Annotated in this window: 19 protein-coding genes; 5 read left to right on the top strand and 14 right to left on the bottom strand. The window is 61.3% G+C overall.

The window, feature by feature from the left end; all coding sequences use genetic code 11:
- Window positions 1-30: 30 nt before the first annotated feature.
- The 9 genes from rplI to DBR44_RS14190 form a co-directional block, all read right to left on the bottom strand.
- Window positions 31-480, bottom strand: coding sequence for a 50S ribosomal protein L9 (gene rplI, locus DBR44_RS14230; RefSeq protein WP_089085558.1), 450 nt, complete (start codon window positions 478-480; stop codon window positions 31-33).
- 18 nt (window positions 481-498) lie between these two features.
- Window positions 499-726 carry a 30S ribosomal protein S18 gene (gene rpsR / locus DBR44_RS14225; RefSeq protein ID WP_028535202.1) on the bottom strand — a complete coding sequence of 76 codons (228 nt, stop codon included), beginning with the start codon at window positions 724-726 and terminating at the stop codon, window positions 499-501.
- 5 nt (window positions 727-731) lie between these two features.
- Window positions 732-1,031, bottom strand: a complete 300-nt coding sequence (gene priB, locus DBR44_RS14220) for a primosomal replication protein N (protein ID WP_059287688.1) — start codon at window positions 1,029-1,031, stop codon at window positions 732-734.
- Between the two features lie 18 nt (window positions 1,032-1,049).
- A complete protein-coding gene (gene rpsF / locus DBR44_RS14215) occupies window positions 1,050-1,427 on the bottom strand; it encodes a 30S ribosomal protein S6 (RefSeq protein ID WP_124644686.1) in 378 nt (125 codons plus the stop codon).
- 164 nt (window positions 1,428-1,591) lie between these two features.
- Window positions 1,592-1,867 carry a hypothetical protein gene (locus DBR44_RS14210; RefSeq protein ID WP_124644685.1) on the bottom strand — a complete coding sequence of 92 codons (276 nt, stop codon included), beginning with the start codon at window positions 1,865-1,867 and terminating at the stop codon, window positions 1,592-1,594.
- A gap of 82 nt (window positions 1,868-1,949) precedes the next feature.
- On the bottom strand, window positions 1,950-2,276 hold the full coding sequence (locus DBR44_RS14205) for a metal-sensitive transcriptional regulator (protein ID WP_124644684.1): 327 nt from the start codon (window positions 2,274-2,276) through the stop codon (window positions 1,950-1,952).
- 76 nt (window positions 2,277-2,352) lie between these two features.
- Window positions 2,353-3,855 (bottom strand): multicopper oxidase family protein, encoded by a 1,503-nt coding sequence (locus DBR44_RS14200; RefSeq protein WP_124644683.1) that lies wholly within the window; start codon window positions 3,853-3,855, stop codon window positions 2,353-2,355.
- Between the two features lie 214 nt (window positions 3,856-4,069).
- The gene (gene rlmB / locus DBR44_RS14195) at window positions 4,070-4,825 is read right to left on the bottom strand and encodes a 23S rRNA (guanosine(2251)-2'-O)-methyltransferase RlmB (protein WP_124644682.1); all 756 of its coding nucleotides are present in this window, start codon (window positions 4,823-4,825) and stop codon (window positions 4,070-4,072) included.
- Between the two features lie 84 nt (window positions 4,826-4,909).
- Entirely contained in the window at window positions 4,910-8,176 is a 3,267-nt protein-coding gene (locus DBR44_RS14190) for an EAL domain-containing protein (RefSeq protein WP_124644681.1), read from the bottom strand.
- Window positions 8,177-8,380: 204 nt separating this feature from the next.
- On the opposite strand from DBR44_RS14190, the gene mfd reads away from it, so the two are divergent.
- The 5 genes from mfd (at window position 8,381) to DBR44_RS14165 (ending at window position 15,033) form a co-directional block, all read left to right on the top strand.
- Window positions 8,381-11,785, top strand: a complete 3,405-nt coding sequence (mfd, locus tag DBR44_RS14185) for a transcription-repair coupling factor (RefSeq protein ID WP_124644680.1) — start codon at window positions 8,381-8,383, stop codon at window positions 11,783-11,785.
- A 194-nt stretch (window positions 11,786-11,979) separates the two neighbouring features.
- On the top strand, window positions 11,980-12,696 hold the full coding sequence (locus DBR44_RS14180; RefSeq protein WP_124644679.1) for an ATP-dependent Clp protease proteolytic subunit: 717 nt from the start codon (window positions 11,980-11,982) through the stop codon (window positions 12,694-12,696).
- 74 nt (window positions 12,697-12,770) lie between these two features.
- Window positions 12,771-13,022, top strand: coding sequence for a hypothetical protein (locus tag DBR44_RS14175; RefSeq protein ID WP_124644678.1), 252 nt, complete (start codon window positions 12,771-12,773; stop codon window positions 13,020-13,022).
- Window positions 13,023-13,137: 115 nt separating this feature from the next.
- Window positions 13,138-13,629: a hypothetical protein gene (locus tag DBR44_RS14170; RefSeq protein WP_124644677.1), complete on the top strand. Its 492-nt coding sequence runs from the start codon at window positions 13,138-13,140 to the stop codon at window positions 13,627-13,629.
- Between the two features lie 9 nt (window positions 13,630-13,638).
- Entirely contained in the window at window positions 13,639-15,033 is a 1,395-nt protein-coding gene (locus DBR44_RS14165) for an alkaline phosphatase family protein (RefSeq protein WP_199731059.1), read from the top strand.
- Window positions 15,034-15,042: 9 nt separating this feature from the next.
- Here the strand turns inward: DBR44_RS14165 and DBR44_RS14160 are convergent, their stop codons facing one another.
- From DBR44_RS14160 to DBR44_RS14140, 5 genes are all read right to left on the bottom strand, one after another.
- The gene (locus DBR44_RS14160) at window positions 15,043-15,372 is read right to left on the bottom strand and encodes a DHCW motif cupin fold protein (protein WP_124644676.1); all 330 of its coding nucleotides are present in this window, start codon (window positions 15,370-15,372) and stop codon (window positions 15,043-15,045) included.
- A gap of 97 nt (window positions 15,373-15,469) precedes the next feature.
- Window positions 15,470-16,390 (bottom strand): DMT family transporter, encoded by a 921-nt coding sequence (locus DBR44_RS14155; RefSeq protein WP_124644675.1) that lies wholly within the window; start codon window positions 16,388-16,390, stop codon window positions 15,470-15,472.
- Window positions 16,391-16,633: 243 nt separating this feature from the next.
- Entirely contained in the window at window positions 16,634-17,437 is an 804-nt protein-coding gene (locus DBR44_RS14150; protein ID WP_124644674.1) for an AraC family transcriptional regulator, read from the bottom strand.
- Between the two features lie 134 nt (window positions 17,438-17,571).
- Entirely contained in the window at window positions 17,572-20,238 is a 2,667-nt protein-coding gene (gene adhE, locus DBR44_RS14145) for a bifunctional acetaldehyde-CoA/alcohol dehydrogenase (protein WP_124644673.1), read from the bottom strand.
- A 426-nt stretch (window positions 20,239-20,664) separates the two neighbouring features.
- Window positions 20,665-21,744 (bottom strand): carbonic anhydrase, encoded by a 1,080-nt coding sequence (locus tag DBR44_RS14140; protein ID WP_233578571.1) that lies wholly within the window; start codon window positions 21,742-21,744, stop codon window positions 20,665-20,667.
- Window positions 21,745-21,787: the final 43 nt, after the last annotated feature.

The following is a 21,787-nucleotide window of genomic DNA, read 5'->3' as shown; positions in this document are numbered from 1 at the left end:
TTCCTTGAAGCAGAATTCCGGATAAGGGAATTAGGCTTGACCGACCACAACAACCTTGATCGGAGCAACCACGTCGTGGTGCAGGGCGATTTCGATGTCGTACTCACCGATGGCCTTGAACGGCCCGTTCGGCAGGCGAACTTCGAAACGCTTGATTTCCACGCCGAATGCGGTCACGGCTTCAGCCACGTCCACATTGGTCACGGAACCGAACAGACGGCCATCAACACCGGCTTTTTGCGCGATGGTGATAACAGCGTCAACCAGCTTTTCAGCACGAACCTTGGCATCGGCCAGGATTTCAGCTTGCTTGGCTTCCAGTTCGGCGCGACGAGCTTCGAACTCTTTCAGGTTGACTTCGGTAGCACGCTTGGCTTTGCCTTGCGGGATCAGGAAGTTACGGGCGTAGCCGTTCTTGACCTTAACCACGTCACCCAGTTGACCCAGGTTGGCAACTTTTTCGAGCAGAATGATTTGCATCTTAAGTCCTTTCCCGGCTTAGTGTTGGTCGGTGTAAGGCAGGAATGCCAGGAAGCGAGCACGCTTGATAGCAGTGGTCAGCTGACGCTGGTAGCGAGCCTTGGTACCGGTAATGCGAGCCGGGATGATTTTGCCGTTTTCGGCGATGAAGTCTTTCAGCAGATCAACGGATTTGTAGTCGATATCCTTGATGCCTTCTGCCGTGAAGCGGCAGAACTTCTTGCGCTTGAAGAGTTGACGAGCCATTTTGACTAACCTTTTACAAATTCAACATATTCGATATTGAGTACCAACCGCGGATTTTTCAGACTGCGCTGGGATAGGAATCCGGTGAATGTCACCGCGTTTCCTGCCAGTTTCCCGGCATGTTTCCGGGCGTCTTCTCCAATCAGCACGGCCTGGATTTCACAGGCCACATCGCGTTCGAACCCGCCGGCAGTCTGTCTAGACTGGTGCCTGATCCACATTTCCACCACCGGAATACCGGCAGGGGTGTAACGCAGGGCTTCTTCGCGTTCGACCGTCGCGGTCAATACCAGACGGTTCTGCAAGTCCTTGTCTCCTGCCAATTAGGCAGCAGCTTCGGCCTCGGCTGCCGGCTGCTGGGAATCCAGCAGGTTCTTGGCCTTTTCGTCCTTCATCATCGGGGATGCGTCGGTAACGGCGCGATCCAGCTTGATGGTGAGGTGACGCAGAACAGCGTCGTTGAACTTGAAGGCGTGCTCGATCTCGGCCAGGGTTTCGGACTGGCACTCAACGTTCATCAGAACGTAGTGGGCTTTGTGCAGCTTCTGGATCGGGTAAGCCAGTTGACGACGGCCCCAATCTTCCAGACGGTGAATCTTGCCTTCAGCGGCCAGAACCATGCCCTTGTAGCGCTCGATCATGGCCGGAACCTGTTCGCTCTGGTCCGGATGGACGATGAACACGATTTCGTAATGACGCATGTTAACTCCTTATGGCTGTTTAGCTTTTTGCCATGCGGTTGCAAAAAGCAAGGTAGTGAAACCGCAGCATTCTACGCACTTAATCCTGCTGCGGCAAACAAAATCGGCCAGAGGCTGCGGCACAGCGCCGCCGGCGTGGTAAAAGCAGCAAAGCGGCTGGCGGCTTACAGTCGTTTGTCGCGCCGGATATCGCTGACCAGGCCGTTGTGCAGAATCACCAGTGTGGTGTAGGGCAGATCGGCATCGCCCAGCCAGAACAACTGCCGGTCGCCGTCGGCGGCGGGATCGGCACGCACATAATCCGGCTTGCCGGCCGCTTGCAGCAGCTCGGCTTCGCTCATGTCGCGGTGCAGGTGCATGAACTGCTCGAAAGGCAGCGGGTCGGCCAGCGACCACGACGACAACAGCAGGCCGGCCAGCACGGACAATACGGTTTTCATCTCGGTGGTTTCCTGAAAAGGGAGGGCAACAGAATGCGGCAAAGAATGTTGTTATTCAGACCCGCTAAAGCGCTATCAATGGTTAACGGACTTTCTTCACCACCTCGATCAGTTCGGTCACCATGCCGGTGGCGTCGCCCTCCAGCAGGGCCTTGCTGACACAGCCTTTCATGTGGTTTTCCAGCAACTGCATGGATACCGCATCCAGCGCCGATTTCACCGCGGCCACCTGGGTCAGCACATCCACGCAGTAGCGGTCGGCCTCCACCATGCCGCTGATGCCACGTACCTGCCCCTCGATGCGCGCCAGCCGCTTGAGCAGCGCCGACTTGTTCGGCTGCACCACGCTCTTGCCGGCAACATCGGGCGGCGTGTGACAGCAGGCATCGGTTTTCGGGGCAAGGCTCATGCGCACTCCGCTATCAAATAAAAATCAGGCCTGCCAGTGTAACACCGGCAGTCCCTGGCTTGCGCGGCAGCACCACTCAGGCTTGCACATCCAGCGTGGCCATCATGCCGGCGTCTTCATGTTCCAGAATGTGGCAGTGGAACATGCGCAAACCGGGCAAGCGCTGGACAAAGCGCAGCCGCACCGTTTCGCCTGCCGGAATGTTGACAACATCACGCCAGGCCAGGAAGGGTTCGTCCTGCCACACACCATCGTCAGTGCGGGCGATCACCTGGAACTGGGTGCCGTGAATATGGAAGGGATGATCCATATGCGCCTGGCTGACGATATCCCACTCCTCGACCTGCCCCACCTTGCCGGTGAAATCCACCCGGTTCATGTCGAACTTCTTGCCATTGATCAGGAACATGGCCGCCGGGTCAGCCATGTTTTCGCTAAAGTTCACTACCCGCTTGACGGCAGGCGCACCCAGCGGCGCAATCTGGCGCAGCGTTGCCGGCAGCTCGGCCGTGGCCTTGCTGCCGCTACGACTGATTGTAGCCAGGGTGAGGGTTGTGCTCTGTTCCGGCCCCATGGCCTTGCCACGGTTATAGGGCAAGGCCTGCAAGGCAGATGCTTGACCAGCGGCAAAGCGCCCAGTGATGACGATCTCCGCCCGCTCACCGGGTGACAGCAGCAGTGTTTCGATACGCCGTGGCGCAGCGATCAGCCCGCCATCCGTCCCCACCAGCTGCACGTCGTGCGCTGGCAAGGCCAGCTTGAGGATGCGCGCGCTGCTGGCATTCCAGATACGCCAGCGCTGCCGTTCACCTTCGGCCAAAGCAATCACCGGCTGCCAGCCGCCATTCACCAGCACGAACTGGCCTTCGCGGCCATCATGCTGGTCTGCCGCGCTATTGGCAGCAATCTGGCCGTGGGCATCCAGCTTGAGGTCGGACAGCACTAGCCATTGCTCGTGCAAATGCGCCAGCGGGTCGTGACGGCTTTTCACCACGAACACCCCGGCCAGCCCCATATAGGCCTGCTGACCGGTATGACCATGCGGATGCGGGTGATACCAGTAGCTGGCGGCACACTCTGCCGGTAGCCGGAACGGGTAGTCACGTGTCTGGCCGGGCAATACCGGATCATGCGGATTACCATCCTGCGCTGCCGGCACCGGCATGCCGTGCCAATGAATGGTGCTGGGCTGACTTAACTGGTTGGTAAACCGCAGGCGGACTTCATCGCCCTCCCAGGCGACGATGGCCGGGCCGGGAATCTGGCCGTTATAAGCCCAGAAGGTGCTAGCCGGCTTGCCCGGCAGCAGAGGCAGCTTGACCGGTGCGGCTGCCAGCTGGCCCACCAGGTGGCCGGCACCGCCGTGGTTTTCCAGCCGGGACAGCGACGGCAATGGCAGGCCACGCGGCAAGCCGAGGCTGTCGGCAGCAGGCATGCTGGCCGCACCGGCAAGGCCATGCCCCATGGCAGCGTGATCCATGCCCGGCATGTCAGTCATGCTTTCAGCCCAGGCCTGGCGTAGCAACAAGGGGGTCAAGGCCAGCGCGCTGCTCCACTGCAGAAAGTGTCTTCTGTCCATGTATTGGCTCCGTCAATTAGAGAGAGGCGGTGAACACGGTGCGGCTTGGCAAGGCAGCCAGCATCTCCACATACCCCCCAAGGGTATAAGCACCATAGAGCAAAGTATAGCCAGCAAGGTTCCGCAATGGATCAGCGAGATTGCAAAAAGCTGTCCTGCATCAAAAAACCCCATGCCGGGGCATGGGGTTGGCAGGGAGCTGCGATGCGCTGGCTCAGCTGGCTTTTTCGGCGGCCAGCACCCGCTGGCGGCGGCTTTCGGCCAGCACCATGCCGGAGGAGACCGACACATTGAGGCTTTCCACCGTGCCGAACATGGGAATGGACACCAGCACGTCGCAGTGTTCGCGGGTCAGGCGGCGCATGCCCTCGCCTTCCGATCCCATCACCCAGGCCAGGGCGCCGGCGGCATCGACATGGAACAGGTCGGTATCCGCTTCCATGGTGGTGCCGGCAATCCACACGCCGGCGTCTTTCAGGTCGCGCAGGGTGCGCGCCAGATTGGTAACCGTGATATAGGGCACTACTTCGGCGGCGCCGCAGGCTACCTTGGATACGGTGGCATTCAGCCCGGCCGAGCGGTCTTTGGGGGCAATCACGGCATGTGCGCCCATGGCATCGGCCACGCGCAGGCAGGCACCCAGATTATGCGGGTCGGTAACACCGTCCAGAATCAGCAGCAGCGGCGGTTCGGCCAGGTTTTCCAGCACGTCGTCCAGGTCTACGTGATTACGGCTGGCATCGATCATGGCCACCACACCCTGATGGCGGGCATTGCCGCTCATGCTGTCCAGCCGCGCCTTGTCGACGATGTGCAGCTTGATGCTTTCTTCGCCGGCCTTTTCCAGCACCGCTTTGGCCCGTTCGTCCTGGCGGCCGCCGGCCAGCCAGATTTCGAGCAGGCTCTTCGGGTTCTGCCACAAGCGGGCGTTGATGGCATGAAAGCCGTGAATGAGTCGCTTGTTGCTCATGCGCTTGAAGCCTTGTAAACGGGGAATGGCCGCTATTGTAGCCGCAAAGCCGGGCCGGCTGCTGCCAAACTGCGCGCTACCCCGCTACAGACCGCCCTGCCAGTCGGCCATGATGGCCAGCCGCGCCGATTGGCTGAGCTGCGCGGCCAGCGCAGGAAATTCGGCAGCCGGCACCGGCTTGCCAAAGTGATAGCCCTGCAACAGCGTGCAGCCTTTGAGTTCGAGGAAATCCGCCTGGGCGGCATTTTCCACCCCTTCGGCCACCACGCTGAACTTGAGCTTCTTGGCCATGGCCAGAATGGCTTCGGCAATGGCGACACTGTCCTCATCGCCGGGCAGGCCATCGACAAAGGAGCGGTCGATCTTCAGCGTATCCAGCGGGAAGCGCTTCAGATGCGACAGCGAGGAATAGCCGGTGCCGAAGTCATCGATGGACAGCCAGACACCCAGCGCTTTCAGTTCGCCCAACTGGTGCACGGTTTCCACCGGGTTCTGCATGATCATGCTTTCGGTGATTTCCAGCTCCAGCCGGCCGGCTTCCAGCCCTGCGGTCTGCAAGGCGCGCGCCACATTGTCCACCAGCGTGCTCTGTTCGAACTGGCGGGCCGACAGATTGACCGCCACCCGTGGCACATGCAGGCCGGCCAGATCCCAGGCCTTCAACTGGCGGCAGGCTTCCTGCAACACCCAGTCGCCAATCGGCTTGATCAGGCCGGTTTCCTCGGCCAGCGGGATAAAGCGCAAGGGCGGGATCAAACCCAGCTGCGGGTGACGCCAGCGGATCAACACCTCGACCCCGGACATGTCGCGGCTGGCGGCATTGAGCTGCGGCTGGTAGTGCAGTTCGAACTCGCCCCGCTCCAGCGCCTGACGCATGCCGTTTTCCAGCAGCAGGCGCTCGAAGGTCTGGGTGTTCATCTCGGCGTCAAAAAACTGATAGGTGTTCTTGCCGGCATCCTTGGCGCGATACATGGCGACATCGGCATTTTTCAGCAGGCTACGCGCATCGGTGCCGTCATTGGGAAACACGCTGATGCCGATGCTGCCGGTGACACACACCTCGTGCTCTTCCAGCCGCAGGCCGCGGCCGAGCACGGCGAGGATTTCCTCGGCCAGACCGGCCAGTTCCGACTGATCGGCAAATTCGGTCAGCAGCAGGGTGAATTCGTCGCCGCCCTGCCGCGCCAGCAGGCCGCGTTCGCCCACCGAATTGGACAGGCGGATGGCAATTTCGCGCAGCAGCTCATCGCCGGATTGATGGCCAAAGGAGTCGTTGATCAGCTTGAAGCGGTCCAGATCGATGAACATCACCGCCAGCGGGCCGGGTTCGCCACTCATCTCGACAATGGCTTGTTCCAGCCGGCTGATCAGGCTGCTGCGATTGGGCAGGCGGGTGAGCGGGTCGTGATTGGCCAGAAACTGCAGCCGCTCTTCGGCCTGCTTGCGCACGGTGATGTCGGAAAACACCGCCACGTAATTGCTGTGACAACCAGCGTCATCGCGCACCAGCGAGATCGACAGCTCGGCCGGGTACCAGTCGCCATTCTTGCGCCGGTCGCGCATTTCACCCTGCCACTGGCCGTGCAGGGTCAGCGCCTGTTGCATCTGCAGGCTGGTCACATCGTCGCTATCGACAAAAATGCGCGACAACTTGCCCAGCGCTTCGCCTTCCTCGTAACCGGTAATGCGGGTAAAGGCATGATTGACGGCGATGATGTGGGCGTCGGCATCCAGGATCAGGATGCCCTCGGCCGAATTCTCGAATACCTTGGCGGCCAGCTTGAGGTTGGTATCTGCCGCGATACGGTCTGAAATATCCACCACCACGCCGATCAAGGCCGGCTTGCCATCGTATTCCACCAGCCGGCTGTGCACTTCCAGGTCGACCAGATGGCCGTCGCGGCTGATGGCGCGGGTGGTGTAGTGCATGATCTGGATATTTTCGCGCAGCCGGCGCTTGATCTGCAGCCGGATGCGGCCAGCTTCGCTGGCGGGCAGCAGCCGCTCCAGCGCCATATTCTGCATCTCCTGCGGCGGATAGCCGACGATGTCGGCCAGCTTGGGATTCACATACACCAGCTTTTCGTCCTGCATGATGTAAATGCCCACCAGGGTCTGCTCCACCAGCGCCCAGTATTTGTCTTCGGCCTCTTTCTTGGCTTGTTGCTCTTCGCGGCTGCGGGTGATGTCGGTGTCCACGCTGCCCACCCCGGCCGGCCGGCCCTGGCTGTCGAACAGCGGAAACTTGCTGACCAGCATGGTGAAATCGCTGCCCCCTACACTGAAGCTTTCCTCGAACTGGCGCGGCTCCAGGCAACTGAGCACCACCGCGTCCTGTTGCTTGATGCGGCTGGCGTCATCCTCGGTGAAATAGTCTTCCAGCACACTGCCCACCATGGCGTGCTCGCACACCCCCAGCATGCGGCTGTAAGCACGATTGGCCAGCAGAAAGCGGCCATCCAGCCCCTTGAGCGACATCATATTGGGGCTGTTGTTGACCAGTGATTCCACCCGCGAACGGAATTCGTTGAGCTCGTCTTCCTTGCGCCGCTGCACATCGCTGAGCGTGGCCACCAGCACGGCTGCCACAATGAAAGTAAGGCAGAGCACGGTGTCGTTCATCAGCTCGGCCACGCCGGCATGCAGATACAGGCCGGGCATGAAGCTGGGCAGCGACAACAGCAGGCACAGCAGCGAACCGGACAGGCAGGCCCCCAGCAGCCGGCCACGGAAGGCGGCCCAGATCAGCAGCGGGAAGAACAATACCGGGCGGGGAAAGGGCAGGCTTTGCGCACTGCTGACCATCGAAGCCCACACCACCAGCATGACCAGCAGAATCAGCAGCAACTCCAGCAGGCGGCGCTGCTCGGGCCAGCCAGGCATGCGCAAGAGTGGCAGCCAGCAGGTCATGGCCAGCATGGCGCAGCCGGCAGCCAGTGCGGTCCATTGCATGACCTGTGGCATGGCGCCATACCACAGCGAAAACACGCCGAGCATGGCCACCGGCGGGGCCAGCAAATAGGCAGAGACTTCCAGCAGCCGCCATAGCAACTGGGAAATGGCCGAGCCATCTTCCACGCCGGAGTCTCTCTGCAGCAGGCGTGCGCCGGGCAGCATCAGCAGCAGCGATGCAGAAAGGGCCAGCGCCCATGGCCAGGCCAGCCACTGCATGCTGATCAGCCATGCCGCCACCGGCCAGCGCCAGGCCACGCCTGCGCCACGCCAGAGTAGCCAGCCGGCAAACAGGCCGTGCGGCAGAAAACCATATAAAGGAATTTCACCCAGCGCCTGTCTGGGCCATAGCAACAAGCTGGCAGCGAACAGCACAAACGCCCCCCAGCTTGCAAACATCCCCTTTGTATTCACTCTCCCAGTCCTTTGCAGCCATGCATTGACCCTGCCCGCTCTTGCTCGGGGGCAGTGATTATTCGAAGTGTGGTTCAGATGCCTGGCGGATTGCGGGCCTTGTGGCCTCTTGTAAATGGATGGCAAACACACCTTTGGTATGAAATGCCCGCTGGTATAATACCCGCAGATCCACGAATGTGAAGAAGAATGTTGGACACTCTGCCCCGCATTGCCCCGGCCGGTCAAAAGACCCGCTGCCCCGCCCTGCCGGATGGTCTGGACGCGGCCGTACTGGCCGGTCTGGCCCAGGCTGGCCATACCCTGCTCATTCTCACTGCCGATGCCCAGGCCGCCCAGCGGCTGAAGGCCGAGCTGCCGTGGTTTGCGCCCGACATCAAGGCCGCCCTGCTGCCCGACTGGGAAACCCTGCCCTACGACCACTTTTCGCCACACGGCGAACTGGTGAGCGAGCGGCTGGCCACGCTGTGGCAGATCCATCGCGGCGAATGCCAGGTGGTGATTGCCCCGGTCAGCACCGCCATGACGCGGCTGGCCCCGGTCAGCTATCTGCTGGGCCGCACCTTTTTGTTGCAAAGCAAGCAGCAACTGGATGTGGAGCAATTGCGCGCCGACATGGTGACGGCCGGCTACAACCACGTCACCCAGGTGATGGCACCGGGCGAGTTTTCCATTCGTGGCGGCCTCGTGGACCTGTTCCCCATGGGCAGCACCCTGCCCTACCGCATCGACCTGTTCGACAAGGAAATCGACAGCCTGCGCACCTTCGACCCGGACAGCCAGCGCACGCTGTACCCGGTGCCGGAAATCCGCATGCTGCCGGCGCGGGAATACCCGGCCGACGAAACCGGCGTCACCGCCTTCCGCCAGCACTACCGCGAGCGCGTCGAGGGTGATCCGTCCAAAAGCCGCATTTATAAAGAGGTGTCGGCCAATCTGTTCCCGGCCGGCATCGAGTACTACCTGCCGCTGTTCTTCGACGAAACCGCCACCCTGTTCGACTACGTGGGTGAATCAGCGCTGGTGGTACTACACCGCGACGTGGCCGGTGCTGCCGACACCTTCTGGAAAGACGTGCAGAACCGCTACCACATGGCACAGGGCGACCCGGAACGTCCGGTACTGCCGCCGGCCGATGTGTTCTTGCGCCAGGACGAGTTCCTCGGCCGCATCAAGCCCTATTCGCGCATTGAAATCCCCGCCAGTGGCGAGCCGGATGCCGTCAGCCTGGCCCTTCCCGATCTGGCGGTGGAGCGCCGCGCCGACAACCCGCTGCACAAGCTGGCGCACTACCTGCAAAGCAGCGGCCAGCGCGTACTGCTGACGGCAGAAAGCCTGGGCCGGCGCGAAACCATGGTGCAGTTCCTGCAGGAACACGGCATCAAGCCGCAGCTGATCGACAACTGGCAGGAATTTGCCGACGGCAGCATGCCGCTGGCACTGGTGGTGGCCCCGCTGTATTCCGGCTTTGCCCAGCAGCAGCCCGCGCGCTCCATCATTACGGAAAGCGAGCTGTACCAGCACATCGCGCGCAGCCATACCCGCCGCCGCCATGTGAAGATGAGTTCGGACTCCATGCTGCGCGACCTGGCCGAGGTCAAATCCGGCGACCCGGTGGTACACGAACAGCACGGTATCGGCCGCTATATCGGCCTGGTGTCGATGGACCTGGGCGAAGGCGAAACCGAGCTGATGCAGCTGGAATACGCCGACAATGCCACGCTCTACGTGCCGGTGAGCCAGCTGCACCTGATTTCGCGCTATGCCGGCGGCCCGTCCGAGCAGGCTCCCTTGCACAAGCTGGGCAACCCGGCCTGGGAAAAGGCCAAGAAGCGCGCCGCCGAAAAAGCCCGCGACACCGCCGCCGAACTGCTCAATCTGTATGCCCAGCGTGCTGCGCGCGAAGGCCACAGCTTTACCCTGTCCCACCACGATTACGATGCCTTCGCCGCCGGTTTCGGCTTCGAGGAAACCATCGATCAGGCCAATGCCATCGAAGCGGTCATCCACGATATGTGCAGCGGCAAGCCGATGGACCGGCTGGTCTGCGGCGATGTGGGCTTTGGCAAGACCGAAGTCGCGCTACGGGCGGCTTTTGTGGCGGTCATGGGGGGCAAGCAGGTGGCGCTGCTGGTGCCCACCACCCTGCTGGCCGAGCAGCATTTCCAGAATTTCTCCGACCGCTTCAACGACTGGCCGATCAAGATTGCCGAACTGTCGCGCTTTCGCAGCGCCAAGGAAAGCAAGGCCGCGATGGCGGGCCTCGCCGAGGGCACGGTGGACATCGTCATCGGCACCCACAAGCTGGTGCAGCCGGACGTACAGTTCAAGAACCTGGGGCTGGTGATCATCGACGAGGAGCACCGCTTTGGCGTGCGCCAGAAGGAACAGCTCAAGCGCCTGCGCGCCAATGTCGACGTGCTCACCCTCACCGCCACACCGATTCCGCGCACGCTGTCGATGGCACTGGAAGGCCTGCGTGACTTCTCCGTCATCGCCACCGCCCCCAACCGCCGGCTGGCGGTGAAAACCTTCATCAGCCCGGCCAGCAATGGCGTAATCCGCGAAGCCGTGCTGCGCGAACTCAAGCGTGGCGGCCAGGTGTTCTTCCTGCATAACGAAGTGGATACCATCGAGAACATGCGCGAAAAACTGGCCGAACTGGTGCCGGAAGCGCGCATCGCCGTGGCCCATGGTCAGTTGCGCGAACGCGAGCTGGAACAGGTGATGCGCGACTTTCTGCAGCAGCGCTTCAATGTGCTGCTGTGCTCCACCATCATCGAAACCGGCATCGACATTCCCAATGCCAACACCATCCTGATCAACCGCGCCGACAAGTTCGGCCTGGCCCAGCTGCACCAGTTGCGTGGCCGGGTGGGCCGCAGCCATCACCAGGCTTATGCCTATCTGCTGACACCGGACGGCATGACCAAGGACGCCGGCAAGCGGCTGGAAGCCATCCAGCTGTCGGGCGAGCTGGGGGCCGGCTTCTATCTGGCCATGCACGATATGGAAATCCGTGGTGCGGGCGAAGTGCTGGGCGAGGGCCAGTCGGGCGAGATGCAGGAAGTGGGCTTCTCGCTGTTTACCGAGATGCTGAAACAGGCGGTGCGCGACCTGAAAAAAGGCCGCGAGCCGGATCTGGACGCACCGCTGGGTGTCACCACCGAAATCAATATGCACAGCCCGGCGCTGCTGCCGGATGCCTACTGCCCGGACGTGCATGAACGGCTGGTGCTGTACAAGCGCCTGGCCACCTGCGACACCGAGCAGGACATCGACGACATCCACGAGGAGCTGATCGACCGCTTCGGCCTGCCGCCGCAAACGGTGAAAACGCTGATCGAAAGCCACCGCCTGCGCCTGCTGGCCAAGCCGCTGGGCGTAGCCAAGCTGGATGCCAGCGAAGTGGCCATCCAGCTGCAGTTCATCAAGAACCCGCCGATCGATCCGATGAAGATCATCCAGCTGATTCAGAGCAAGAAGAACTACAAGCTGGCCGGGCAGGACAAACTGCGCGTGGAAACAAAAATAGAAGAAGTGGGCCTGCGCCTGGTACGGGTGAAGGAGCTGCTGAAGGAGCTGAGCCAATGAAGGAGCTGAGCTAAGCCCCACCCCATGCTGATTCCACAACGCCTGCCGCCCTGTGCCGCAGGCGTTTTTTCTGCCTGCCGTCTTGCCACATCGCAAAACGCGGGGGAAACAGGCTGGCCGCCGCTGCGGTGGCAGGACTACACTGCAAGAGCAACACGCAGTCTTCCTCATCCTTACAACAACAGGAAAATGCGATGACCCACTCTCTCTACCCTGCCCCGCTGCAAGGCCGCAGCAATGACGACGACGAAGACGAGGATGTGAAACTGCCCGCCTTCCGCCGCTACGAATCACAAGGCGTGATCCGGCAGATTTCCTACTATCTGTCCGGCGAAATCGTCGACCCCATCCAGTACACCGACCTGCTGTACACCCTGCGCACCGCCAGCGCCACCGACCTGATCTTCCTGCATCTGAACACCCCCGGCGGCAATTTCGATACCGGGCTGCAGATCATCAACAACATCGCGGCCAGCGACGCCCATGTCATCACCATTCTGGAGGCCCGCGCCTATTCGATGGGCGCGCTGATTTTCCTGGCCGGTGACGAACTGATCGTGCACGACACTTGCCAGCTGATGTTCCACAACTACTCCTCTGCCTCCATTGGCAAAGGTAACGAACAGGCGGCGCAGGTCATGGCCAGCCGCAAGTGGTTCGACAAGGTGATGCGCAACGTCTGCCGCCCCTTCCTCAGCGATCAGGAGCTGGAGCGCATCAGCAAGGGCGAGGATATCTGGCTGGACACCGACGACATCCGCCGCCGCCTGTTGCATATCCAGAAGGGCGAACCAGCAGTCAAACCCAAAGCGGCCAGCGCCAAGGTGAAACCGGTGGCGCTGAGCGAGGGTGAAGCCGCCAGCGTGGCCAAACCGGCCAGCAAACCACGCAAGAGCAGCAAGCCGGCCTGAGCTAGGCAGCAGGTAGCCCGCTTACAGCTGGAACTTGGCCACGCTTTGTTGCAGGGTCTGCGAGGTGGCCAGCCATGCGGCTGGCCGCTCCGGCCACCGGGCCAATGGCGGCAGCATTCTGTTCCGACATCTGGGCAATGGCCTCCACACTGCGCGACAGGCTGCTGGCCGCCATCGCTATCGGCAACGGCAACGGCAACCGCATCACCAGCCACCATCATCAGGATGGTCGCTTGCTCGTAACCATTCCGGGCATGACATCAGGCTTGCCGGTGACTTGCAATCAGCCATATCCACCATATACTACAAACTGTTTAAATCAATAATATTGCTTCCCATCCTGCCACCCGGCAGCATGGTGCAGCGGGCAATACATAGCGTATCGGGGGCATTTGCGTGTCTGGGCAATTTGCCGAGCCACGGTTCTACCTGGAGAGTGCCATGTGCTTGCTACCCACCCTACCGCGTCCCATCCATCGGCCTGCCGTATTGTTCGGCCTGCTACCCGCCTTTGCCCTGGCCGACAACAACAGCAATGCCGCTTTGCCGGACATGCTGACCAATACCCTCATGATCGGTACCACCATCCTGCTCGTGACGAGTCTGCTCTTGGTGGTCAAAACCCTGAAGAAACAGAACTGGAGCCTGGCCCAGGCTCTGGCAGAAGAGTCCACACTGCCAGAGGGCAGCCCCACTCCCGCAGCGGGTGATCTGCCGCCGCTGATTGCCAGCTCCTCCCGGCTGATTGCCCTGTTAGGCAGCATTATTTTGGGGAGTTTTTTCGTGGCAACCGGCTATTTCGTCCTCTGGCGCTTGTGTCATGGACAGTCGATCAGCCAGGCCAATGATGCCTGGAGCTTTTTCCTGGCCGGGGCGTCCTTGTACCTACCTTACGGTGCCAACAAGATCGCTTCCATTTTCAAGACCGGTTAGGAGCCCGCCATGTCAGCCATCGACAAGATACGCAAGCTGTTTGTCCTGATGCTGGAAAACCGCTCCTACGACAATATTCTTGGCTGGTCCGACCTGCGCGGCTGGACACCCGACGGGCAGCCCACCCATGCCGACGGCTTGATAGGCAAGCCACCGTTCAGCAATGTGGATGGCAATGGCACCCTGCATACGGTGGCAGCCGGGGCCAGCTTCCGCCTCAACAGCGACCCTGGCCACGAATTTTCCGATGTACTGCTGCAGTTATGCGGCGGCCAAGCGGCAGTCACCCCGGAACAATGCCTCAACGATAGCGCCAGCCTGCCCGGCAATGGCAGCTACCCCGCGCTGGCCGCCACGGCCCAGCAGGCAGGTTTTGCCCGTTGCCTGTCGGCACACCAGCAAGATGTTGCCAGTGCCATGCGCGGTTTCAGTCCGGAACAACTGCCGGTGCTGAATTTTCTGGCGCACCAGTTTGCCGTATGTGATCGCTGGTTTTCCAGTGTGCCTGGCCCCACCTGGCCCAACCGCTTCTTTGCCCTGGCTGCTACCTCCTGGGGGCTGGATCACTCTCCCTCCACCAACCGCATTCTGGCCTCGGATATTTTTGACGGCGAAAAATTCGGCACCGGCAGCGACTCCCTGCTAACCCGGCTGAATCCGGCAGAATGGCTGGTGGCCTTCGGCGACCCGCCGCCACAAGCCTGGGCCTTGAAAGGGGTGAATGAAGACGCGCGCAAATGGCGTTTCATCGAACACGGCACCCTGTTGCAACGGCTGCAGGACGGCAAGCTGGATGACGAGCGCTTCATCTTCATCGAACCGCGCTACGATGCCCTGGGCAATTTCCGCAACGGGGAATCGATGCATCCGGTGGGTGATGTCCGCAACGGCGAGGCCCTGGTCAAGCGCATCTACGAGGCAATCAAGTCCTCCCGCTACTGGAATGAATCAGCCCTGCTCATCGTTTTTGACGAGCATGGCGGTTTCTTCGATCACGTCCTGCCAGATCCCCGCAGTGTGAACGGCCTGCCCATACTGCAAGCCCAGCCACCCGGTCCGCTTAATATGCACAATTTCCGCTTCGACCAGTTTGGTCTGCGGGTACCGGCCATCATCGTGTCACCCTATATCCGCCAGGCGACCATCGACCATGACTGCTACGATCATGCCGCCATTGCCCGCACCCTGGCGCAGATTGCCCGGCCCGGCAGCAGCCAACCGCTGCTGGACACGCCGCGCTATGCCGTGGCCAACAGTTTTGCGCGGGTCTTCACGCTCAGCCAGCCACGTGCATCCAGCGACATTCCGCCCTGCCCCGAGCCATTGCCCTGCAGTAACGGCTACAGCACAGGCGGCAGCCGGACGGCCCAGGCCTTCAACAATCTCAGTTGGCCGGGGCAGTAGGCAAACCATTCAATCCACGATGAACAGCCGCGCTCCGGTCTGGGTGGACGAGCGGTGCGGCTCGCCCTCGTCTTCCACCTGATAGCTCAGGCCCGGCGTCAGCATGAAGCGGCGGCCATCGGCCAGCTCGGTCAGCAATTCGCCTTCCAGACACAGCAGGATATGGCCCTTGCGACACCAGTGGTCCGCCAGATAACCGGCGCTGTACTCCACCATGCGCACGCGGATAGTGCCGAACTGACAGGTACGCCACAGCGCCATGCCGCTTGCGCCGGGATGCTCGGTAGGGGCGATGGCCGACCAGTCGGTCACGCCAAAGGGAAAGTCACTCATCTGCATGATCTGCTCCTCAGTTGAAGGAAGATTATGTATGACAGATTACTTGACCTTTTAGCAAGCTTGCTCGGCACGATAATGTCCCTCCTCAGTACAAAACTCACTTTTCCCCCATTATCTCGGCGGAGCTGGGTCGGTGCAGCGCAGGCAAGAGCTGCAATAACAAGGCCGCCAGCACACAGGCCATGCCGGCCAGCTGTGACAGGCGGATCTCCTCCTGTAGTAAAGCGGCGGCAAACAATAGCGCCGACACCGGCAACACCGCAGTGAACAAGGCCGCCTCGCTCGCCGCCACCCGCGCGGCACCGGCATACCACAGCACAAAACCCACTACGGTTGGCACCACCGCGTAATAAGCCAGGCCAAGCAGCGCGACTGCTGACACATGCCAGTTGCCCTGCCACTCCAGCGCCGCTGGCGGCAAGGCCAGCAGCAGACCCAGCGCACACAGATAGCAGGACAAGGCCAACGGCGGCAAAGGCGTATGCAAACGGCGGTTAAGCAGGATGAACAGCGCCTCGCAGGCCACCGCCAGCAGGATCAGCCCGTTGCCGGCCAGCTCGCCGGCCGTGCCGAACGACAATGCCGCACCGCTGCGCAAGGACACCGTCAGCGCCCCCGCGCTGCACAGCAGCAGCGCCAGCCCCTGCCGCCAGTGCATGCTTTCGCGAAACAACAGCCAGGCCAGCAGACTGGACACGGCCGGTAGCGTACCCATCATCACACCGGCACTGGCGGCGGTGGTCAAACGTGTTCCGGCCAGCAACAACACGGTATAACCGACGCTGCCAGCGCCCGCCTGCATGGTGAGGATGAGCCAGTCATGCCGGCAGAGCCGGGGCCAGTCAGCACGCCGCCAGCCCATCAGCAACACAAACAGCGGCAAGGCCATGCCGAAACGGATGGCGGTGGCGGTAAAGGGCGGCAGGCTGGCGGACACCAGCTTGCTGACCACCACGGTACTGCCAGCGCCCAACATGGCCAGCAGCAGGTAAAGATAGGCAATCCAGCGGGATGACATCGGCAGCTCCAGTTACAGGCTAGAAAACCGCTAGCTAAACCGATGCCGGCCTGTCCCGGCTTGGACCTTATTGCAGCAGCCTATGAACAGCTCTTAGAAGGTATTCACGATCCAGGGGGGGACGAAGGGGGGGCAGACAAGGCGGAAGGACGTGAAAAAGCACAATGAACAGGGAGTCCATGCGCATTTTGAACGACGTTTCAACGCAGGATCACCCGAGTATCCCAGATCGTGCACAGCGTCTTAGCGCAGCGCCTGGGCATAGCAACCCGGGGTAATCCCCAGCCGCTGCAGGAACACCCGGTTCATATGGCTCTGGTCGGCAAAGCCGCTACTCGCAGCCACATCGGCCAGCGGCCTGCCCTGCGCAATCAGGCCACGCGCCAGGTTAAGGCGACGCTGCTGCTGGTAGTCATGCGGGCTGCAACCCAGTTGCTGGCTAAAGCTGCGCAGCAAGCGAAAACGGCTGATACCGGCCAGCTCTGCCAGCGTGGACAGGCTGTGTGGCTGAGCGGGCTCATCATCCAGTAGCGCCCGCACGCGGGCGATGTCGGCAGAGCAGGCCGATGACGGTGGGCGATAGCCATGCGCGGGCAACAGCCGCGACAGCAGTTGCAGCATGGCCTGTTCTGCCTGCAGCCCGGCAGTCCTCTCCCCACACAACAAGGCAAAGGCCTGGACAAACTGCTGCCGCAGGCAGACATCACTCAGCTGTGGCAACAACAGCGGCTGCGGACGGCCATCCTGTTCGGCCAGCTCCTCAGCCAGCTGCTGCCACAGTGCGGGCTGGATATACAGCATGCGCCAGGCGCGGCCACCATCCAGCAAGGGTTGGCCATCGTGCACTTCGCCGGGATTGACCATGATGAGGTCGCCCGGCCCGGCCTGCACCATGCCGCGACCACTGAAGGAACGCTGCGCTCCGCGCACGATCAGCCCTATGCCGTATTCATCGTGGCTATGGCGGGCAAAGCTCCGGCTGCTATCGGCCTGCATGGCGTGAATGCCGTGCAGGCTGCTACGGTAATATGCGATGCGCTCAGCCATTCGCCCTCCTCCTGATGCGGCAAACCAGTGTGCATGCTACTGCGCTAGCCCGCACGGCGACCAGCACCCGAAGCGGTGTCGGACGCAAAAAGCCCGGAGCGTGCTCCGGGCCTGTGCGGCGATGCGCTGAAGGGTTATACCGCTTTGAGCTTGCCCTTGGGCTTGGCGGACACAACAGGCGCGGTGGCGGCCTCGCGCAGATGGGCTTCGCACCAGGCGTGGCCGTAGTAGCTGTCCAGCAGCAGTTGCTTCAGTTCGCTGATCAGCGGATAGCGCGGGTTAGCGCCGGTGCACTGGTCATCAAAAGCCGCCTCGGCCAGCTTGTCCACCTTGGCGAGGAAATCCGCCTCGCCCACCCCGGCGGCCTGAATCGACATGGGGATGTTCAGCGTCTGCTTCAGTTCGTCCACCCACTGCACCAGTTTTTCCACCCGCTCGTGATCGCGGCTGGCTTCCAGCCCCAGATAACGGGCGATTTCAGCATAGCGGGCCACGCTCTTGGGCCGGTCGTACTGGCTGAAGGCGGTTTGCTTGGTCGGGATGTCGGCCGCGTTGTAGCGGATGACATTGCTGATCAGCAAGGCATTGGCCAAACCGTGTGCCAGGCCGAACTCTGCGCCCAGCTTGTGCGCCATGGAGTGGCACACGCCAAGGAAGGCATTGGCAAAGGCGATGCCGGCAATGGTGGCGGCGTTATGCACCTGTTCGCGCGCCTTGGGGTCGCCTGCGCCCTTGGCATAGGCCGATGGCAGGTAGTCCTTCAGCAGCTTCAGCGCCTGCAAGGCTTGTGGGTCGGAATACTCGTTGGCCATCACCGAGACATAGGCTTCCAGCGCGTGCGTCACGGCATCGATACCGCCAAAGGCAGTGAGCGACTTGGGCATGTCCATCACCAGATTGGCATCGATGATGGCCATGTGCGGGGTCAGTTCGTAGTCGGCAATCGGGTATTTCACCCCGGTCACTTCGTCGGTCACCACGGCAAACGGGGTGACTTCCGAGCCAGTACCAGAAGTGGTGGGCACCGCCACCAGCATGGCTTTGCCACCCAGCTTGGGGAACTGGTAAATGCGTTTGCGAATATCCATGAAGCGCAGCGCCAGGTCGGCAAAATGCACTTCCGGGTGTTCGTACATCACCCACATGATTTTGGCAGCGTCCATCGGCGAGCCGCCACCCAGCGCCATGATCACGTCCGGCTGGAAGGCATGGGCCAGATCAGCGCCCTTACGTACGATGGCCAGCGTGGGATCGGCCGGCACTTCGAAGAACACTTCCACTTCCAGCCCCATCTTTTTCAACAGGCGGATAGGCTCGTCGACAAAGCCGTGTTCCAGCAGATATTGCCCGGTCACGATCAGGCAGCGTTTCTTGCCGGCCAGGTCTTCCAGTGCCACCGGCAGGCAGCCACGGCGGAAGTAAATGGACTTGGGCAGTTTGTGCCACAGCATGTTTTCCGCCCTCTTGGCCACGGTTTTCTTGTTGATCAGATGCTTGGGACCGACGTTTTCCGAGATGGAATTGCCGCCCCAGGAGCCGCAGCCCAGGGTCAGCGACGGGGCCAGGCTGAAGTTGTACAAGTCGCCGATACCGCCATGCGAGGACGGGGTGTTGATCAGGATGCGTGCGGTTTTCATCTTGTCGCCAAAGTAGCGGATGCGCTCGCCCTGCAAGTCCTGATCGGTATACAGCGCCGAGGTGTGGCCAATACCGCCCAGCGTCACCAGCGCAGCAGCCTTGTCGCAGGCATCGACAAAATCACGGGCGCGGTACATGGCCAGCGTGGGCGACAGCTTTTCGTGGGCGAAGGCTTCGTCATTCGACAGATCGCTCACTTCGCCAATCAGCACCTTGGTGTCGGCCGGTACGGTGATGCCGGCCATGGCGGCAATCTTCACCGCGCTCTGGCCGACAATGGCGGCATTCAGATTGCCGCGATTGAGGATGACCCCGGCCACGGCAGCGGTTTCCTGCGCGCTGAGGATGTAACCGCCATGGCGCGAAAAGCGCTCGCGCACGGCCTCATAAATGCTGTCCACCACGATGACCGATTGCTCGGAGGCGCACACCACGCCGTTGTCGAAGGTCTTGGACATCAGGATGGAAGCCACGGCGCGCTTGATGTCGGCGGTTTCATCGATCACCGCTGGGGTATTGCCCGCGCCCACGCCGATGGCCGGCTTGCCGGAAGAATAGGCTGCCTTCACCATGCCGGGGCCGCCAGTGGCCAGGATCAGGTTGATGTCCGGGTGCTGCATCAGCGCATTGGACAGCTCCACGCTCGGTTCGTCGATCCAGCCGATGATGTCCTTGGGAGCACCGGCAGCCACGGCGGCATCCAGCACCAGTCGTGCCGCTTCGCAAGTGGAGCGGCGGGCACGCGGGTGCGGCGAGAAGATGATGGCGTTGCGGGTTTTCAGGGCGATCAACGCCTTGAAGATGGCGGTGGAGGTGGGGTTGGTGGTGGGCACGATGCCGCACAGGATGCCAATGGGCTCGGCGATGGTGATGGTGCCGAAGCTGTCGTCTTCCGACAGCACGCCGCAGGTCTTTTCATCCTTGTACTTGTTGTAGATGTACTCGGAGGCAAAGTGGTTCTTGATCACCTTGTCTTCCATCACCCCCATGCCGGTTTCTTCCACCGCCATGCGTGCCAGCGGAATGCGGGCATCGGCGGCCGCCAGCGCGGCACTGCGGAAGATGGCATCGACCTGCTGCTGGGAAAACTCGGCAAAAACCGCCTGGGCCTGTTTGACACGCGCTACCAGCGCATCGAGTTGTTCAAGAGTGGAAACCGACATGATGCTACTCCAATAAGGAAAGAAATCTGTCAGAGCGGATAAATGGCCAGCGGATTATTCCATTTACATGGATATATAATCACGGCATCTGTTTATCCGGCTCACCGCGCCATTTCTGTAATTAACCCACTACAAAAATGTCAATTAACCTGTACGGTAAAATTGTCAGACAGCCTTTATTTTCAAGGCGTCTTCTTAATTAAAGCCAGATTACTCCCTTTATTTAGCCAGCGTTTTGCGCCAGGCCAAATCGGCGCGGCAATTTCATCGTTCAATTGAATAAATTGCACGCCCGCATGAAACAGCAATCGCCAGGGTTTGTAGCGGCCTGCTTACAGCAAGGCTCGGCCACCTGCCACCAAAACAAAAACCGCCACGGCGCAATGGCGCGGTGGCGGTGGACGGGACAAAGCCGCTGGCTGGCGTTCAGGGCATGAAGCTGTACTTGAAATACTGGCCTTGCTTCATCAGCTCGCGAATCCTGGCCGGCTCGGTTTCGCCGTTCAGATTGGTGATGATCAGCTTGCCAGCCCCCTGGCGCAGGTCGTTGCGAAAGTCGTAGAAGGCTCCCAGTACCGCCAGATGTCCTTGTTCCACCTCGCCGGAGAACTTGAGAATGGCGCTTTCCACCTGGTTGTTGACGTTCAGCAGTGCGCCATCGGTGGGGTCGATACCCTGCGGAATATTGATGGTGGCCAGTTCCTTGCGGATGGCCGGTTCCAGCTTGCCATAATCGCTGGATGCCGCCTTGATCGCCCCGCAGGCAGCATGGCCAACGAAAATCAGCAAGGGCGTATGCAGGTGACGCACGCCATATTCGACCGAACCTTCCGCTGTCGCCAGCTGATTGCCGATATCGCGCACCATGAACAGATCGTTGACCGCGTTCTTGTCCATCACCTCGCTTTGTACCCGCGAATCGGAACAGGTGACCACGGTGGCACGCGGGCTCTGATGCTCGGCAAAGGTTTTGAAATAGGCGGCACTGTGGTGCGCCATGTAATCGCTGTTGTCATGCAGGATGGTCGTTACCGCTGCACGCACCTGCTGGACTTCCGAGCCATGGCCGTGCTCGTCGTGGCTGCTTTCCTCCGGCTTGCGCGGCACCGCCTTGGGTTTGGCGACACGGCGCGGCTTGACCGTGCGTTTCACCTCGTGCGCCGCCACCCCAGGTGCGTGTACTTCCGGGCTGGGCCCCAGCGGGGCCTTGATCTGCGGCGCAGCAGACTGCTTCACCTCGGGCTGCAGGGTTTCCGGTTCCTTGGGCTTGGCGCGTGCCGCAGCCATGGATGCCGCCAGCTTGCCAGGCAGGATGATGGTTTTTCCAGTGACGGCCCCCGCCGCGGGTGACGACGCAGCCTGCTTGCCCGGCAAGACAATGGGCTTGCCTGGCGCCGCCGGCTCGGCGGCTTTCTCCTCCGCCACCGCGCTGCTGGCCAGCACGCCCAAACCCAAGCACATCATGACTGCCTTGTAGACCGTGGAGGTCTGCCACATCTTGTTCATCACGCCATTCATCCTGTTGTTATCCGTTCTGCGGCGACTGCGC

Source organism: Aquitalea sp. FJL05 (genome assembly GCF_003852595.1).
In the GTDB taxonomy this organism is placed as follows: domain Bacteria; phylum Pseudomonadota; class Gammaproteobacteria; order Burkholderiales; family Chromobacteriaceae; genus Aquitalea; species Aquitalea aquatilis.
Note: the sequence above shows the minus strand (reverse complement) of the source record. Positions and strands in the feature narration are given on the sequence as shown.